At 32.8% G+C, this 17,624-nt stretch carries 16 protein-coding genes, 1 tRNA gene and 1 pseudogene; 10 read left to right on the forward strand and 8 right to left on the reverse strand.

Translation table 11 applies throughout. The features are described 5' to 3' along the window. Window positions 1–3 precede the first annotated feature (3 nt). The 9 genes and pseudogenes from ACNQF6_RS14245 (at window position 4) to ACNQF6_RS14285 (ending at window position 7,800) form a co-directional block, all read left to right on the forward strand. On the forward strand, window positions 4–378 hold the full coding sequence (locus tag ACNQF6_RS14245) for a diacylglycerol kinase family protein (RefSeq protein WP_417966581.1): 375 nt from the start codon (window positions 4–6) through the stop codon (window positions 376–378). Window positions 379–396: 18 nt separating this feature from the next. Then, window positions 397–2,844, forward strand: a complete 2,448-nt coding sequence (locus ACNQF6_RS14250) for a DNA translocase FtsK (RefSeq protein WP_417966582.1) — start codon at window positions 397–399, stop codon at window positions 2,842–2,844. Between the two features lie 4 nt (window positions 2,845–2,848). Then, window positions 2,849–3,538, forward strand: a complete 690-nt coding sequence (lolA1, locus tag ACNQF6_RS14255) for an outer membrane lipoprotein periplasmic chaperone LolA1 (protein WP_417966583.1) — start codon at window positions 2,849–2,851, stop codon at window positions 3,536–3,538. A gap of 8 nt (window positions 3,539–3,546) precedes the next feature. After that, on the forward strand, window positions 3,547–4,980 hold the full coding sequence (locus ACNQF6_RS14260) for an LptF/LptG family permease (protein WP_417966584.1): 1,434 nt from the start codon (window positions 3,547–3,549) through the stop codon (window positions 4,978–4,980). 8 nt (window positions 4,981–4,988) lie between these two features. Further along, window positions 4,989–6,122 carry a 3,4-dihydroxy-2-butanone-4-phosphate synthase gene (gene ribB / locus ACNQF6_RS14265; RefSeq protein WP_417966585.1) on the forward strand — a complete coding sequence of 378 codons (1,134 nt, stop codon included), beginning with the start codon at window positions 4,989–4,991 and terminating at the stop codon, window positions 6,120–6,122. 167 nt (window positions 6,123–6,289) lie between these two features. Next, window positions 6,290–6,374: transfer RNA gene (locus tag ACNQF6_RS14270), tRNA-Ser, on the forward strand. 757 nt (window positions 6,375–7,131) lie between these two features. Continuing rightward, a pseudogene (locus ACNQF6_RS14275) lies at window positions 7,132–7,215 on the forward strand (hypothetical protein); the annotation flags it as partial. Window positions 7,216–7,230: 15 nt separating this feature from the next. Further along, a complete protein-coding gene (locus ACNQF6_RS14280) occupies window positions 7,231–7,611 on the forward strand; it encodes a site-specific integrase (protein WP_417966586.1) in 381 nt (126 codons plus the stop codon). 3 nt (window positions 7,612–7,614) lie between these two features. Further along, on the forward strand, window positions 7,615–7,800 hold the full coding sequence (locus ACNQF6_RS14285) for a site-specific integrase (RefSeq protein WP_417966587.1): 186 nt from the start codon (window positions 7,615–7,617) through the stop codon (window positions 7,798–7,800). 325 nt (window positions 7,801–8,125) lie between these two features. Here ACNQF6_RS14285 and ACNQF6_RS14290 read toward each other — a convergent pair whose 3' ends face one another. From ACNQF6_RS14290 to ACNQF6_RS14315, 6 genes are all read right to left on the reverse strand, one after another. Continuing rightward, window positions 8,126–8,701, reverse strand: coding sequence for a YciE/YciF ferroxidase family protein (locus tag ACNQF6_RS14290; RefSeq protein ID WP_417966588.1), 576 nt, complete (start codon window positions 8,699–8,701; stop codon window positions 8,126–8,128). 12 nt (window positions 8,702–8,713) lie between these two features. After that, the gene (locus tag ACNQF6_RS14295; protein ID WP_417966589.1) at window positions 8,714–10,855 is read right to left on the reverse strand and encodes a catalase; all 2,142 of its coding nucleotides are present in this window, start codon (window positions 10,853–10,855) and stop codon (window positions 8,714–8,716) included. 613 nt (window positions 10,856–11,468) lie between these two features. Then, on the reverse strand, window positions 11,469–11,909 hold the full coding sequence (locus ACNQF6_RS14300; protein WP_417966590.1) for an adenylyltransferase/cytidyltransferase family protein: 441 nt from the start codon (window positions 11,907–11,909) through the stop codon (window positions 11,469–11,471). 12 nt (window positions 11,910–11,921) lie between these two features. After that, window positions 11,922–13,079: a hypothetical protein gene (locus ACNQF6_RS14305; RefSeq protein ID WP_417966591.1), complete on the reverse strand. Its 1,158-nt coding sequence runs from the start codon at window positions 13,077–13,079 to the stop codon at window positions 11,922–11,924. Beyond that, window positions 13,079–14,212 carry a UDP-galactopyranose mutase gene (glf, locus tag ACNQF6_RS14310; RefSeq protein WP_417966592.1) on the reverse strand — a complete coding sequence of 378 codons (1,134 nt, stop codon included), beginning with the start codon at window positions 14,210–14,212 and terminating at the stop codon, window positions 13,079–13,081. The genes ACNQF6_RS14305 and glf overlap by 1 nt, the downstream gene beginning before the upstream one ends. Beyond that, window positions 14,209–15,192 carry a glycosyltransferase gene (locus ACNQF6_RS14315; RefSeq protein ID WP_417966593.1) on the reverse strand — a complete coding sequence of 328 codons (984 nt, stop codon included), beginning with the start codon at window positions 15,190–15,192 and terminating at the stop codon, window positions 14,209–14,211. The genes glf and ACNQF6_RS14315 overlap by 4 nt, the downstream gene beginning before the upstream one ends. A 436-nt stretch (window positions 15,193–15,628) precedes the next feature. On the opposite strand from ACNQF6_RS14315, the gene ACNQF6_RS14320 reads away from it, so the two are divergent. Further along, window positions 15,629–16,198, forward strand: coding sequence for a YciE/YciF ferroxidase family protein (locus ACNQF6_RS14320; RefSeq protein WP_417966594.1), 570 nt, complete (start codon window positions 15,629–15,631; stop codon window positions 16,196–16,198). 268 nt (window positions 16,199–16,466) lie between these two features. Here the strand turns inward: ACNQF6_RS14320 and ACNQF6_RS14325 are convergent, their stop codons facing one another. Next, window positions 16,467–16,913: a response regulator gene (locus ACNQF6_RS14325; protein WP_417966595.1), complete on the reverse strand. Its 447-nt coding sequence runs from the start codon at window positions 16,911–16,913 to the stop codon at window positions 16,467–16,469. Window positions 16,914–16,925: 12 nt separating this feature from the next. Continuing rightward, complete coding sequence (locus ACNQF6_RS14330) at window positions 16,926–17,495, reverse strand: helix-turn-helix domain-containing protein (protein ID WP_417966596.1); 570 nt, start codon at window positions 17,493–17,495, stop codon at window positions 16,926–16,928. Window positions 17,496–17,624 lie beyond the last annotated feature (129 nt).

Raw genomic sequence — 17,624 nt, forward strand, 5'->3', positions numbered from 1 at the left:
TTGATGGAGTTTCAAAAAGATAATACTTTCTTTACCGGAAGATTAAAAAGCGTTTCTTACGCTTTTAAAGGTGCCGTAAAATTAATTACTACAGAACACAGCATTATGGTACAATTTTCAATAGGAATATTGATTACCATTGCTGGGTTTTATTTTGGCATTTCTAAAACAGAATGGCTTTTTCAAACTTTTGCCATTGGTTTGGTGATGAGTATCGAAGGTTTAAATACAGCAATTGAAAAAGTAGCAGATTTTATTCATCCTAATTATCATGAAAGAATTGGATTCATTAAAGATATTGCAGCAGGGGCAGTATTTTTTGCTGCATTAACAGCAATAGCAATCGGTTTAATCATATATATCCCAATATTACTTTAGATATTATTATAATCCAGAATGGCAAAAATAAAAAAAACAGTTCCTTTAGATAAAAAGAACGACGCTAAAGCCGAGGGAAATAATCTATTAAAAATTACTAAACAACATAAAATTGTTTTTGGTTCTCTTTTGGTATTGTTTTCAATAGCTTTATTATTTGCGTTTATTTCCTTTTTCATTTATGGACAACAAGATCAAAGCGCTGTTAGAGAATTAACGAACAGAGCTGAAATAGTTCACAACTGGTTGGGGAAATTTGGCGCATTTTTAGCTGATTTACTTATTTACAGAGGTTTTGGAATTGCTGCATTTATATTTGTGCGCTTATTTTTCCTAACTGGAATATACATGGTTCTTAGTATTGCTTTAGCAAAGCTCAAGAACATTTGGTTTTGGGATTTATTCGTAATAATTATCTTATCCGTTTTATTTGGTTTTTTTGCTACCTCAGCGCCTGAATTAGGAGGAACTGTTGGATATGAATTGAATCTATTCCTGCAGGACTACATTGGAAAAACAGGAACATTATTAATTTTGCTGTTTGGATTAATCATCTATATAATTTTTAAAATCAAACTTTCTCCAGAGAGTATTCAGTCCTTTTTTGATACTACAAAAAAAGAAATGAAAGCAGTTCCAATCACCAATCCAGTTAATAATGGAAAAAGTGGTTACAACCTGGAAGAATTTGCTGTTGTTGAAGACGAACTGGATGACATTCATTTAAAAACGAATGGTTCACAATTCGAAATTAACAAAGAAGCGTTGAAACCAACCATCAGCAATTCATCTGACATCAACAGAGATCCCGTTGCTAAACCGCTTGCCATGAAGGTTACACCGGTTGCGACTCCAGAAGTTATTTCAAATCCTGATGAATCTTTTGTAATAGAAACAGCTCCGGAAGAAGATATTATAGAGGAAAATCTAGCTTCACGATTAGTGGCTGATTTTGGATTATTTGATCCAACTTTGGATTTATCCAATTATAAATTTCCTACTATCGATTTATTAAAAGAATATTCGACCGGAGGAATTACCATCAACCAAGAAGAATTAGAAGAAAATAAGAACCGAATTGTTGATACACTGCGCAATTACAAAATAGAAATTGCACAGATAAAAGCGACCGTTGGACCATCAGTTACTTTATATGAAATTGTACCGGAAGCAGGAATTCGTATTTCAAAAATCAAGAGTTTAGAGGATGACATCGCTTTATCACTTTCGGCATTAGGAATTCGTATCATTGCTCCTATTCCTGGAAAAGGGACTATAGGAATCGAGGTTCCTAACAAGAATCCAACGATGGTTTCGATGAAAAGTGTTATTGGCTCTGCCAAATTTCAAGAAGCCGAAATGGAATTACCAATCGCTCTTGGAAAAACAATTTCGAACGAAACATTTGTCGTGGATTTAGCCAAAATGCCTCACTTATTGATGGCGGGAGCTACAGGACAAGGAAAATCTGTTGGTTTGAATGCTGTTCTGACTTCTCTTTTGTACAAAAAACATCCAGCCGAAGTTAAGTTTGTTTTGGTAGACCCTAAAAAAGTTGAACTAACACTTTTCAATAAAATTGAAAGACATTATTTAGCCAAGCTTCCTGACATGGATGATGCAATTATTACGGATAATGCAAAAGTGGTCAATACGTTAAATTCGCTTTGTGTTGAAATGGACAACCGTTATTCTTTATTGAAAGATGCGATGGTGCGTAACATCAAAGAATACAACGATAAATTTAAAGCTCGAAAACTGAATCCTGAAAACGGACACCGATTTTTACCTTACATCGTTCTTGTAGTGGATGAGTTTGCCGATTTGATTATGACTGCCGGTAAAGAAGTCGAAGTTCCTATTGCACGTCTCGCACAATTGGCACGAGCCATTGGAATTCACTTAATTATAGCCACACAGAGACCATCTGTGAATGTAATTACAGGTTTAATAAAAGCCAATTTTCCTGCGAGAATAGCTTTTAGAGTTACCTCAAAAATTGATTCCCGAACCATTTTGGATACTCAGGGCGCCGATCAATTAATAGGACGTGGTGATATGCTTTATACTAACGGAAATGATGTGGTACGGGTACAATGTGCCTTTATTGACACTCCCGAAGTAGAGAAAATCACTGATTTTATAGGTTCTCAAAAAGCATATGCAACAGCTTATTTACTTCCTGAGTTCGTTGGGGAGGAAAGTGGCATTAATCTTGATATGGATATCTCCGATAGAGATACTTTGTTTAGAGAAGCTGCCGAAATCATTGTAAATGCACAACAAGGTTCGGCTTCATTGTTACAAAGAAAACTAAAACTAGGCTACAACAGAGCAGGTCGATTGATTGATCAACTCGAAGCTGCAGGAATTGTAGGCCCTTTTGAAGGAAGTAAAGCACGCAGTGTAAACATTTTGGACATGAGTTCTCTTGATCAATTTTTCAACAATGAACAAAACAACTAATACCATGAAATCAAAAATTCAAGAATCTAAAAAAAACAATACAGAAAATATGGGGAAAAAATTTCTTTTAATTGCAGCATTATTATTTTTTAGTTTCTCAATACAAGCACAAGACAAAAAAGCAAAAGAACTTTTAGATCAAGTTACCGCTAAAGTAAAAAGCTACAATACAATCATAATCGATTTCAAGTATTCTTTGAATAACGCTAAAGAAAATATCAATCAGGACAGTAAAGGAAATGTAACTATGAAAGGCAATCAATATGTATTGAATTTCATGGGAGTGACTAAAATTTTTGATGGTAAAAAAACATATACTATTGTTCCAGAAGATGAGGAGATTACTATTTCTAACGTGAATGAAAAAGATGACAATGCGATTACTCCTTCGAAAATGTTAACTTTTTTCAATACCGGTTATAAATACAATATGGATATTTTACAGAACGTAAAAGGCCGAAAAATTCAGTATATAAAATTAGTTCCTACCAATTCTAAAGATCAGAGAAAAGAAGTATTACTAGGGATTGACATCCAAACAAAACACATCTATAACTTAATAGAAGTGGGTAAAAAAGGTACAAAAACAACATTAACGGTTAATTCTTTCAAAACCAACCAACCTTTGTCAAAAAATCAATTTACATTTGCGGGAAGTAAATATCCAAATTACTACATCAACAAATTAGATTAATCTATTCGGTGAAAATTCTTGACAAATACTTATTAAAAACATTCTTGACTACATTTACTACGGTATTTGTAATCCTATTTTTCATTTTTATACTTCAAACCGTCTGGTTATTCATATCAGAATTGGCTGGAAAAGATTTAGATTTATTAATGATTATTAAATTCCTGGCATTTTCCATGCCTCGAATTGTACCATTGGTATTGCCTCTCTCTATATTATTGGCTTCCATAATGACCTTTGGTAATTTAGCTGAGAATTATGAATTCGCAGCGATGAAATCTTCTGGTATTTCATTGCAAAGAGCCATGAGAAGTTTGACAGTATTCATCGTTTTATTAAGTATTGTTGCCTTTTTCTTTTCGAATAATGTTATTCCTTATGCGGAATACAAATTCATCAATTTTAGAAAAAATATTGCACAGGTAAAACCGGCATTAGCAATAGCCGAAGGTCAGTTTAACGATGTGGGATCTTACAATATTAAGGTAAATAAAAAATCCGGTGAACAAGGCAATATTCTTACCGGTGTGACAATTCACAAAAAATCGAACATTGGTGACGGAAGTAAAACCGTAATAAAAGCAAAAGATGGGGAGTTAATCAGCAGTGAACAATCCAGTATTTTACAATTGGTGCTAAACGATGGGTATTACTACGAGGATATTGTTCCAAAAAAATATGAAGATCGTAATAAAATGCCTTTTGCCAAAAGTTCTTTTAAAAAACACATCATCAACATCGATTTATCTGAATTAAATAAGACCGATGTTACAGATGAAAGTGTGGCAAATACGAACACAATGCTGACTGTTAATGAATTAAAATACACCTTAGATTCATTAAACAAGAATATAAAAAATGACATTATTTCATTTTCTGAAAATAGCAACATGCGAGTTGGTATTCCGGTAAATAAAAAACTGGAGAAAGCACCAAAAAGAAAACCGCTTCCTAAAGATATTCTGTCATTATATACTTTAGAACAAAAATCGGATATTTTAAAAATAGCGGTAAGTAATCTTGCCAGCACAACCTACTCCATTGATACCACAAAAGCAGACCTAGACAATAAACGAAAAAATATAAATAAACATTTATTAGCTTTTTACGATAAGTTTGTAATTGTATTTGCTTGTTTTCTAATGTTTTTCATTGGAGCACCATTGGGAGCAATCATCAGAAAAGGTGGTTTAGGACTTCCAATTGTTTTTGCAATTTTAATTTTTATTACATTTCACTTTATAAATACTTTTGGAAAAAGAATAGCACAGGAAAACGGAATGACTCCTTTTATGGGAGCTTGGTTATCCTCTTTTATCCTGACTCCCTTAGCTGTTCTATTAACATACAGAGCCACAAACGATATTGGATTAATAAACATGGACGTTATTCTGGCTCCATTCCAAAAAATAATTAAAAAAATACTACCATCACAAAATTAACAACACAAATGGTTACAAATAACATACAACTCAACACAATTGAAGAAGCGATTGAAGATATTCGCCAAGGAAAAATAATCATTGTTGTTGACGATGAGGACCGCGAAAATGAAGGAGATTTTTTGGCTGCAGCCGAAAAAGTGACACCAGAAATGATAAATTTCATGGCAACACACGGTAGAGGATTAATTTGTGCTCCACTGACAGAAAGCCGTTGTAAAGAATTGGGATTGCATGTAATGGTAAGCAACAATACGGATCCAATGGAAACCGCTTTTACAGTTTCAGTAGATTTAAGAGGCAATGGAGTAACAACAGGAATCTCTGCGGGAGACAGAGCAAAAACTATTTTATCATTAGTTGATTCTAAAACCAAACCGCACGATTTAGCACGTCCGGGACATATATTCCCCCTAATTGCAAAACAAGGTGGTGTTTTAAGAAGAACAGGACATACCGAAGCCGCTATAGATTTCGCAAGACTAGCTGGATTTAAATCCGCAGGTGTGATTGTAGAAATCATGAACGAAGATGGTTCGATGGCACGTTTACCACAATTAGTAGAAGTGGCTAAAAAATTCGATTTGAAATTAGTTTCCATCGAAGCTTTAGTCGCCTATAGAATGCAACATGATAGTTTGATTGTTAAAAAAGACGATTTTGACATTGAGACCCGTTTTGGTACTTTTAGACTAAGAGCATACCAACAGACAACTAATAAACAAATACATATCGCTTTGACCAAAGGAACTTGGAATTTGGGAGAATCAATTTTAACCAGAATCAATTCGTCACAGGTGAATAATGATTTGTTGGGCACATTGACCAATAACGCGGATCAACAACTGGATGATATGTTCCAGGTGATAAATGAAGCCGGAAAAGGTGCTGTTATTTTCATCAATCAGGACATGCAATCCGTAAATCTATTGAATCGTATCGCTGAACTTAAATCATTACAAGCACAAGGTGAAATGAAAGCACCTAAAATTGTTATTGACAGCAAAGATTTTGGTATCGGAGCACAAATATTACATGATATTGATATCTCAAAAATTAGATTAGTATCCAATACTGAGGGAACAAAACGAGTAGGAATGATTGGATATGGGCTAGAAATAACCGAATATGTAAAGTATTAACCCCAATCGTTACTATTTTATAAAAATAAGTTTAATCTAAAGTAAAGAAAATGAAACCTTTAAAAATTAGCTCTAAAAATAGATGCTTTTTTTCTAAAAATAGATTTGCATAACCAAAAAAGGTTCTTATATTTGCACTCGCAATCAGGTAATGAAAGCGACATATTGGAGAAATGGCAGAGCGGTCGAATGCGGCAGTCTTGAAAACTGTTGACTGTAACAGGTCCGGGGGTTCGAATCCCTCTTTCTCCGCGAGCCGAAAGGCAAATGGTTACAAAACCCACTAAATTCAACAATTTAGTGGGTTTTTTCGTTTATAGGAATATCAAACTATTCATTTAATCTCAAAGTTTTGGTGTCTTTCGAGGTGTCACTAAATTATAAAAATTTAAGTGACACCTCTCACAGAAAATCACCAGTACAGCAAGGTGTTCAACAACATATTCAAAATATGTACATCTTGTTTGTAATTATTAGAAATTTTAAATTTAATAATAACTAAAAGGTTACCACTTATGAACACTAATGTATCAATTCTCTTTTACATAAAGAGATCAAAAGCCAACAACGAAGGCATCTGCCCTATTTAAGCAAGAGTAACAATCCAAGCCAAACGATTTGAGTTTAGTGCTAACAAGTATGTAAATCCCGAAAGATAGTCAGGCGAAGGATCTAAAGTTAAGGGTACTAATGAAGAAGGTAGAACAATAAACAGCCATCTGAATTATTTGAAAAATCAAGTTTTGGAAGTAGAAAAAAGATTGTTAAAAAAATATATCAAAATTATTTCCGAAAATTTGAAGAATGAATTGTTTGGAACTACTGAAACTAAATGTATGCTCATTCCCATTTTCCAAGACCACAATAACAAAATCAAATAACTGGTTGGCAAAGAATATGCTCCAAGTACATTAGAACGTTACAAAACTTCGTTGAGTTATACTAAAGAATTTCTAAATGGAAATATAAAGTTTCGGATATCGAGATAAATAAAATAGATCACGCTTTTATAACCGATAACGAGTTTTGGTTAAGAAGCGTTGGTAACTGTGCCAATAATACGGTGGTAAAGTATGTTAAAAATTTTAGTGAAATAATTAAACTTTGTTTGGCCAATGACTGGTTCGACAAAAATCCGTTTACGAATTACAAATCGAAAGCTAAAGAAGTCGAGATAGTTTATTTATCTGAAGGAGAAATTCAAAATATTATTGAAAAAGATTTTAAAACACAAAGGTTATCGCTAGTACGTGATATATTCCTTTTCAGCTGCTTTACTGGTTTGGGTTACATTGATGTCAAAAACTTAACAAAATTGCATATAAGCATCGGTATTGATGGCGAGAAATGGATATTTACCCACAGACAGAAAACTGAAACCGCTTCTAAAATTCCAATTCTTCCAATCACCCAAATGATTATCGATAAGTATAACGACCTTCCGGAAAGTAAAAATCAATACAGACTACCTCTTATTTTGAGTAATTAGAAAATGAATGCATATTTAAAAGAAATTGCAGATGTTTGCGGCATTAATAAGGATTTAACCTTCCACATTGCTAGACATACTGTTGCAACGACTGTAACGCTTACAAATGGTATTCCAATTGATAGTGCAAGTAAAATGCTAGGTCAAAAATTTGAGAACTACATAGCATTATGCAAAAGTTTTGGATAAAAAAATAAGAGAGGATATGATAATTTTAAAAAAAAATTGTAGAAATAAACATGAAAAAAAAATCCTATCTACTTTAATATTAATTTCGTTTGATTAAGAATGCAAAAATTAAAAAATTGATTTAGAAATCATAAATAGTAATCTATGCGATATAATAATGTATCTCAAAATGGATAATTAAATTACTACAATTCATTTTATATGAAATGAAATAAAAAAAAGTGCAGGTTAAACTGCACTTTTTCTCCAACACTATTGCAGTAATCAATTATGAAGATTATAAAATTAATCAAATAGTGTAAAATTTATCTTCATATTGTAATTACTACAAAGTCGTAGCTAAAATATTTACAGAATTTAATGCTACCTCATTTAAAATGCAGTCTGCTTCCTTTTCTTCAGCTAAAGTTTGAGTCAATAATTTTGCAACATCATTTTTGCCAATAGTCTTTGCGAAGGCGATCAATGTCCCGTACGACGCAATTTCATAATGTTCAATTTTTTGTGAAGCAGCAATGATTCCCGCGTCACGCACAGCGCCAGGTATAGTCTCTTCTAATATACTGTCACCTTCTTTTAAGAGTCCGGTCATTGCTTCACATTTTTTACCTTCTGCCTTTACTCCTAATAGCTCAAATACTTTTTCAAGTCGGATTACTTGGTTTTTAGTAATTTCCAAATGTTCCATTATATTATTTGCAAGAATTGCTGAAGTTGCATTTGCTGCCATTTTAGGCAAAGCATTAACTAAAGCGCTTTCTGCCCAATAAATATCTTTTAAACTATCAATAAATAACTCTTTGAGTTCAGTTGCCGCACCAGTTTTTGAGGGTACAAATTGATTTACTATTCTTTTGTCTGTGGTGCCTTTTGTTTGATTTTCCATTTTTAAATCTTTCATAGTTTAGAATTTTTATATGTATAAATTGGGTTCACGTTGCCAAACACGATGGCTACTCAATGTAGTTATAAACTTTTGTATGTGAAGAGCGTTTGCTATTTCATCCGTTATAATTATCCCCCAATCGCTATCTGTAATTTTTGATGAAAATGGTGCCAAGCTCACTAAAAGTGCTGCATCACCTTCAGCACCAATTACTTTGCAATGTTTGTAGGCATCATTTAAAAATTCGCTCATATCGTCACTTTCCGCAAGCGTATTTAAATTGAGTCCATACGGAATATAGACTGCATCAAATAAAACTGAGGATGAGGTTAAGAAACTATAATCTACAGATAGAGCACCACCATCATTTGTTGATATCGCGCCTAGATTAGGAGCAATTATAAATCCTTTAGCATCTTCTTTAAGTAAGGCAATTTTTAAACTTGATACGCTCTCTGCTGAAACTCCATCTGTGCAAATAATAGCTACTCTTCGTGAAGCAATTATTGTGGAATTAGTTGGATTATTAATCATACTAAGTGCCTGGGAATTGGTAACTTCTTGGGGTGTCTCAAGAGGTTCTTGAATACCATTTTCATTTTCCGGTGATACACCATGGTTCAGAGGTCTTTCTAAAATTGGTGGAACTATTGTTCCGATACCTTTGGATACACATTCAGCTAGTGTTTCATCGACTAGAGATAAGAGACCCAACATTCTGGAACGTATAGCGGCTGTCTCAACTTTTCCAAGTTCAAAACGGAGTGCTTTCACAATATGACTCTTTTCAACTGTTGTTTGGCTATTAAAGAATAATTTTGCTTGCGAAAAATGATTATTAAAACTTTCGCTTCGTTCTCTAACTTTATGAGCATCAATACGCTCACTGAAACTTGCAAATCCGCCGTCACTGATTTTAGATTGGTAAGGACAACCACCTCCTAATGAATTTGGATGATAGCTTACTCTCCCTTTGTCAATTTGTTGACGCATCGCACCATCCCGTTGGTTGTTGTGTGTAGGCGCAACACTTCTGTTAATCGGTATTTCATGAAAATTAGCACTACCAAGTCTCGATAACTGCGTATCTGTATAAGAAAATAGACGGCCCTGCAGTAGAGGGTCATTACTAAAATCTATTCCAGGAACAATATGGCCAGGATGAAAAGCAATTTGTTCAGTTTCTGCAAAAAAATTGTCTGGATTTTTGTTAAGAACCATTTTCCCGATAATGGTTACAGGAACAAGGTCTTCAGGTACTAACTTTGTTGGATCTAGCAAATCGAAATCATATTTGTGTTCATCTTCAATAGGAATAATTTGTACTCCAAGTTCCCACTCTGGGAAATTCCCCATATCAATTGCTTCCCAAAGGTCTTGTCTATGAAAATCTGAATTTTTGCCCGAAATTTTTTGTGCTTCATCCCAAGCAACGGCATGGGTGCCTAATTTAGGCTTCCAATGAAACTTTACAAAAGTGGCTTCATCGCTTTCATTGATTAATCTGAAAGTATGAACGCCAAAACCTTCCATCATTCGATAACTCCTAGGAATAGCTCGATCTGACATCACCCACATTATCATATGCATAGATTCCGGCATCAAGGAAATGAAATCCCAAAATGTATCATGAGCAGATGCTGCTTGAGGTATTTCATTATGAGGTTCAGGTTTCACTGCATGAACAAGGTCAGGAAACTTTGAAGCATCCTGAATGAAAAAGACTGGGATGTTATTGCCAACTAGATCATAATTTCCCTCTTGTGTGTAGAATTTCACCGAAAAACCTCTCACATCTCTTGCAAGATCAGTTGAACCGCGTGATCCAGCAACAGTTGAAAATCTAGTAAATACAGGTGTTTTAATCCCTTTTTTTTGTAAAAATCCAGCTTTGGTTAACTCGGGTATTGGATTAGTAACTTCAAAGAAACCATGTGCTCCTGAGCCTCTAGCATGCACAATTCTTTCAGGAATTCTCTCGTGATCAAAATGCGTTATTTTTTCTCTCAATATAAAATCTTCCAATAATGTTGGTCCTCGATCTCCTGCTTTAAGAGAATTATTATCATCATTAATTTTAACACCCTGATTTGTTGTCATAGCCTTATTGATACCATCGCTTTTATTTTTTGATAAATCACGAAGTTTGTCATCTTGCATATTTTCCATTTTGATTTTTTTTAAATTAGTTAATTTGCTTACAATTTATTTTTCATTATTGCATCTGATGTTTAATCAAAATTATTATGATTCAATTGTAATTTGTTACATCTTTTGATTCAAGTCTTACATAATTTAAACTGTATATCTATGTATCCATCTTTCTGCCACGATACTTATAATAGTTTGAAAACAAGATTTTTGTCATTAAAGAATTTTTATCAAAAAATTTTGTCATAAGGATATTAGGTATTCTTTCTAAAATTTTTTAAATATGGTGGTTAAATTTAAAATGTGGTGGCAAGGATATTATTAACGCTCATTAATTGATAACGGTTGTTTAGTTTCATATACTAAAAAAATAGTACAAAAAACATATTTGAGTTTACACTGCTATCGGATAATTAATTATTCTTTGAAAAAGATACAAACTCATTATTATTGCCTTTAAAGCAATTTACAAGGCGGATTTTAAAACATTTTTAGCATTGCTGTTATCCAGTAAGTTTTAGATGTGTTCTTTTACCTCTTGTTCCGTTTGTTTTTATTATTGATCATTAATATTTGATAAACCTCACGATTTATATTTATCTATTGTTGGGACTTCTTTTACTAATAGATTTTATACTGATTTTAAGGACTCGCATTGGAATACCTCTTTACGGAGTCCGCTACTTGAGAAACGATGTTTGCGAGTATTATAAACTAATTTAATTTTCATTTTTTCACAGAATGATCGACCTGTAAAATTGATGTTTTTATATTCATCACCTAATACTCTAACATCAATAGGGAGGGTTTGTAAAATATCTTCTAAATCCTGCTCAGTTGTATATGGGATAATTTCATCAACAAATTTGCAGGCTTTTAGTTGAATATAACGTTCTACCACGGATTGGGTAGGTTTATTTTTTTCTGGTCGATCTATGGTTGGATCGGTCTGCAATCCTACAATTAAATAATCACAATACATTTTTGCCTCTTCTAGCATACGAACATGGCCTGCATGTAAAAGATCAAAGGCACTGAAGGTAATACCTGTTATTAATTTGATATTTCTCATTTTATATTTTTTTTAAATGATTTGTTTTAAAAGGGTCAAGACATAATCAATAATTCCTATAGGTTGTTGGAATTTTTCTTGAGCATTTTTGATACAATTTATGTATGGTAGATTCGGTAACCTATCACCATTCGGATTCAAATCCCATATGCCACACTGACTATAATTTAATAGATTATCCCAGTCAGGTCGATCGATTACAGGGTAAATACAGATACCATTGAAGTCAACGCCATTTTTTTTTGCCCTCTCACATTCTTGGGTAATTTCATCCATCCATTCTACACGACCTGTACCAAAATGGCCTGTCTCAGATAAGAATATAGGTTTGCGATATCTTTTATAAGCTGACTGCAATAAAATGGATAGTGGTTTTCTAATCTTATGTGTTTGCTCTGGCCACTCAAGAGTTTGACCATCAACTGACCACTGGCAATTCCAGTAGTAGTTAAAGCCTAGAATATCAAGAAACTCTTCTGATCCGCCCAGTTCTGGGCACATTCTACCACTTATGATATCCATAGCTTGATATTGATGCTCATTCAATAATTCAAAATCTTTATAGTCTTCCTGTGGACATTTATGAATACTCACCAAGGGTTCTACGAGTACAATTATACAATCAGGGTCAACTTTTTTTAATGTTTGTATTCCAATAATGGCTGCTTGACATAAATGGTATTTAATATCCCAACCATTATTGGTAGCAAAGGGAACAGTACCTTTATTATCCCCACTATACCACGATAAAAAACTAATTTCATTTATAGGGACTACATACAATTGATTAGTTGTGCTATTTTTGTGAAAAATTGCAAATTCGCGGCAAAGGGAATTAAATCTGTGATTAAAATGAGGGTGACTCGGGTAAATCCCATCAGGATAGCCAAAATGAATTAGATCCCAAATCAGTTGTATACCAAAATTATCAGCCGCTTTGATGCGATTAATGACTCCAGAAAAATCGAAAACACCGGGAGTTTTCTCTACTTTGCTCCAGCATATGCCTTCACGCACTGTCTTAATACCAAGGGAGGATAGTATTTCATAATCGCTAAAATATCGTATGTCGTGTTGAGTTTCTTTTAAAAGATTTACTCTATTGCCTGAGCGATTAATATGATCAGCACATTCAAAGCCACCCATAAAAAAACTATTGAAAAGATTCATTATGAAGTTGTTTTTAGATTTTCAGCACAATTTAAACTTTTGAATAGATCTAAAGCATTTTTAAAAGCTTGATCCATATTAAAATATTTGTAGTTTGCCAATCTACCTACGAAATGAATATTAGTAAGTTGTTCAGCTTCAAATTTGTATTTTAAATATATTTCCTGATTTTTAGGATTTGGCACAGGGTAATAAGGCTCGCCCTCATCTACTGTAAATTCTCTTACAATAGTTGTTTTTGCTGATTTTTGATTTCCAAAATGCTTGTATTCAATAATACGTGTAAAATCAACTTCGATTCCAGGATAGTTCACCACGGAATTTTCTTGAAAGTATGGAGCATCTATAGTTTCACTAACAAAATTAATAGACCGATATTCTAGTTTTTCACTCAAACTGTGCTTAAAATCAAAAAAACGATCCACGGGACCCGTATAAAATAGCTTTTCAAAATGGGAATACTCACTTCTATTATCAAAATAATCAGTTTCTAATTTAATTTCAATATTGCTATGACTAAGCATATTTTCAAAAAGTTGCGTATAGCCACCCATAGGCAGCGCCTGATATTTATCTATGAAGTAGCGGTCATCGTGATTATATCTTACAGGAATACGATTTAACACAGAGGCATCTAGTTCTGATGGGTATTTATCCCATTGTTTTTTTGTGTAGTACTTAAACATTTTGTCGTATAATACAGCTCCAACACGATCCAAAACCGCTTCCTCTCCGTTTCGAGGATTTGCAAAGGGAGTACGATTCTCCTCTAACCAGAACCTCATTTCTTCCTCAGTAGTGATGTTTGTACCAAATAAAATATTAACTGTTTTGATGTTCACTGGTATAGGTACTGTTTGATTATCTACTCTTGCAACCACAGTGTGCTCCCAAGGGTACCAAGACGAAAATCTGTTAATATATTTCCAGACTTCTTCATCATTTGTGTGAAATAAGTGAGCGCCATATTTTGACACTAAAATTCCATTTTCATCTATAAAATCGTAACAATTACCGCCGATATGGTTCCGCTTTTCCAAAATCAGAACTTTTTTACCAATAGATGCGTATCGCTCTGCAAGAACGGCACCAGAGATTCCTGCGCCTATTATAACAATGTCGATTTTTTTCATTTAGCAAATGTGTTTATAATAGTTGTCATTTTTTGAGCTGTAGCATCCCACGAAGTATTCTTAAGAATTTTACAATAACCTTCTTGCTTGCTCAACATACTTTTATCAGAGTCAAGGATAGTGGTAATCGTATTGGCAAACTCTTCGGCAGTATCTATAAGATTTATACAGTTTTCGTAATCGCGTACCACGTCTTTGATTTTTGTGGATATGATGGGTTTATCCGCAGCCATAAACTCTAAGGTCTTTGTAGGACTTATATATTTAGTTGATTCATTCAGTGCAAACGGCATCATGGCTATATCAAAAGCTTTTAGATAATTGGGTAACACTTCATAAGATCGCATGCCCAAGTAGTAAATATTTTGATCTTTGGGCAAATCACCATCTTCAATTTTGGCTAATGGACCAATCATAACAAATGATACATTGGGTAAAATTTTAGCAGTGTTATGTAATAATTCTAAATCAATTCTTTCATCAATTACACCATAATATCCTACTATAGGATTTTTAAGAAAGAAAATATCAGATGGTACTTCAATTCCATTCTGTGCTTTCGCAAAGTGTGTTTCATCAACCGAACTTGGAAAACAGTACACATTTGAATGTAGATTCTTTTTTGATTCGAATAATGACTTCCCTCCAGTAAATACAATATCAGCATGGGACAGTAGAAATTTTTCTTGATTAATTAAATGTTTGGATGCTCCCTTAAATAGTGAAAGTTCATCCATGCAATCATAAATAACTGTTTCAAAATTTATGACAGTTAGCAAAGGGCTAAATGATGAAGAGTAAAACCACCCAATTACTGGTTTATTGCTTTTTAAAAATTTTTTCAGTAAAAGAGCAATATCCTCTATATCATCTACTTTTGGTTTAAAAACGTCAATATTCTCAGTGATATTGATAGTCGTATACGTGTCTTTTGCTCCTGGTGATTTTGCAATAGGCTCCTCTACGAAAAGTACTTTCATATTTTTTGATAATCTACTAATAAGGTGTTGCGGTCTTTGATATACAAACTCCCATCTTAGGTGACAAAATACAATCATGTCATACTGCGGTACAATGTCTTTTTTTACTAGAGCCACATTATTATTAAGCATTATTGTTTTCTCCATTTTAGTTTTCATAGTAATTCAAATTTTAAGTTAATATTTATTTGATGAGATATTGGAAGAAAAATATTATCTATTGAATTCTCAAAATTAGTTTACTTCTACTTTTAACAATTATATCATTTTCATACCTATGAATAAAAAGTATTACAATTATATAAGAGATATTATTTCTTTTTAAATATCTAATTTGGGATAATAAAATCATGTAACTAATGGTACAAATGGTATAAAAATTAAGCGATAGCGTTTCCATAAATTTGCTTTTATTAATCTTTAAAAAAATAATCCTATGAAAACTAATGTAACAGAAAAAGAGGCTCAAACTTCATCAAAAGCTAAGAGTAAAGGGTCAGATAGTAAAATGATAAACGCTGCGGAAGGGTTGAGAGAATTATTTATAAACTCTCTAAAAGACATTTATTGGGCTGAAAAGGCACTTGTCAAAGCATTACCCAAAATGGCAAAAAATGCAACCTCAGCTAATCTTGTAGAAGCAATTAATAGTCATTTAACAGTCACTAAGGAACAAGTTACTAGACTTGAAAATATTTTTAAATCTATTGGGGAAAAAGCTAGCGCAAAAAAGTGTGAAGCTATGGAGGGCTTAATTACAGAAGGGGAATCTATTGTAGAAGAAACCAAAGCAGGTTCCGTGCGTGATGCCGGAATAATTGCCACATCACAAAAAATCGAGCACTACGAAATAGCAACTTATGGTACTTTAGCTGCATTTGCTAAAACACTTGGAGAAAAAGAGGCTGCTCGCTTGTTAGAGGTTACGCTAGGTGAAGAGAAAGAGGCGGATATTAAGTTAACGGAAGCTGCCTACAATACAATAAATTTTGATGCTGTAGAGTAGAAATAAAATAATTTCAATTACATGAAATCAAAATCGATACCCTTTAATCATCCTGTGATGTTCTTTAATCACAGGATTTTTTTGATTCTTCTTTTATTAAGAAAAGTATTTAAAATAAAGAATAATTTTAAGCAGAAAAATATTCTGTTTATCACTATGATTAGTTACTCACAAAAGTTCTAGAACAAGAAATATTGGTTCGTCATTAAATTAATATGAGTTCTTAATATTTTTCAATTTAACAATTTCCTTCAAAATGATTAAAATTTTAAAGTGTTAAAAAAAAGGTTTCTCTACTAAGATCCGATATTTGGTACTGCCAGTTCACACTAATAACTTTTTGCAGATTTTTTTTAAGAATTTCAAAATCGTTAGGTTTTTTGATATAAACATTAGCTCCTAAAACAAAACAATTATGAATATCCTCAGTTTCACACGAAGTTGAATATATTGCTATTGTTAAAAGTTGCAATTCTGGAGACTGTCGAATTTCTGTTAGGCAATCTATCCCACTTCTTCCTGGCATATTTAAATCTAAAAATAATATTGTGGGTAATTTGATATCAAAAGTTTTTAGATATTCCATCAATTCTTCGCCATCATTCACAAATTTGATTAATATTTTTTTTGAGAAAGATGCAATAGCATCTTTAAAAAAAATACGTTCTTCTGAATCATCATCAGCGAAGATTATGTTCATAGTAATGTCTTTCATAAATTATTGATGTTAAAGTTTTATAATTTTGTTGAGTTGTTGTGTCTTTTTTTCATCCATTATTTGTTTAAACATAGTCGGTGTAATTCCGATTTTGGTTTTAAATTGATTGGATAAATGAGCCACACTACTATAATTTAGTTCATAAGCGATTTCTGTGAGTGAATATTTACCCTCAATTATCATTTGCTTTGCTATTTCAATTTTTTGAAGAATTATGTAATTTTCAATTGAAATATATGCTATTTCGGAAAATACTGTAGAAATATGGGTGTAGCTTAAGTCCAAAGTCTCGCTCAGATATACAGAAGTTTTTCTGTTTTTCAAAGCTCTATCATTTTTGATGACCAAAGAAATTGCATCCTTTATTCTTTGTAAAAAAATTCTTTTAGGATCGTCACTAATTTCGATTCCATAACGGGCTAGATTTTTTTCTAAATTTTGAAAAACTTCACGAGAAATCCCTTGTTTAATAATAATCATCATATTATTAATTTCATATGGAATTGAGAAATTCTCTAATTGCTCTCTAGTTACTATTTCACAGCATTTATTTGAGTTATATTTTATTTGGAAATGCATTTGTTTCAGATTTTAAGAAATAATTAATTTGTTAAATCAATTACCGGTTAAGTTTCTAGTTTACAAGATTGATAAAATTACGTTTGGGGCACTTACAATAATTTTTCATAAAGTAACATAATGTTCCAG

The organism is Flavobacterium pasteuri, assembly GCF_048286615.1.
In the GTDB taxonomy this organism is placed as follows: Bacteria; Bacteroidota; Bacteroidia; order Flavobacteriales; family Flavobacteriaceae; genus Flavobacterium.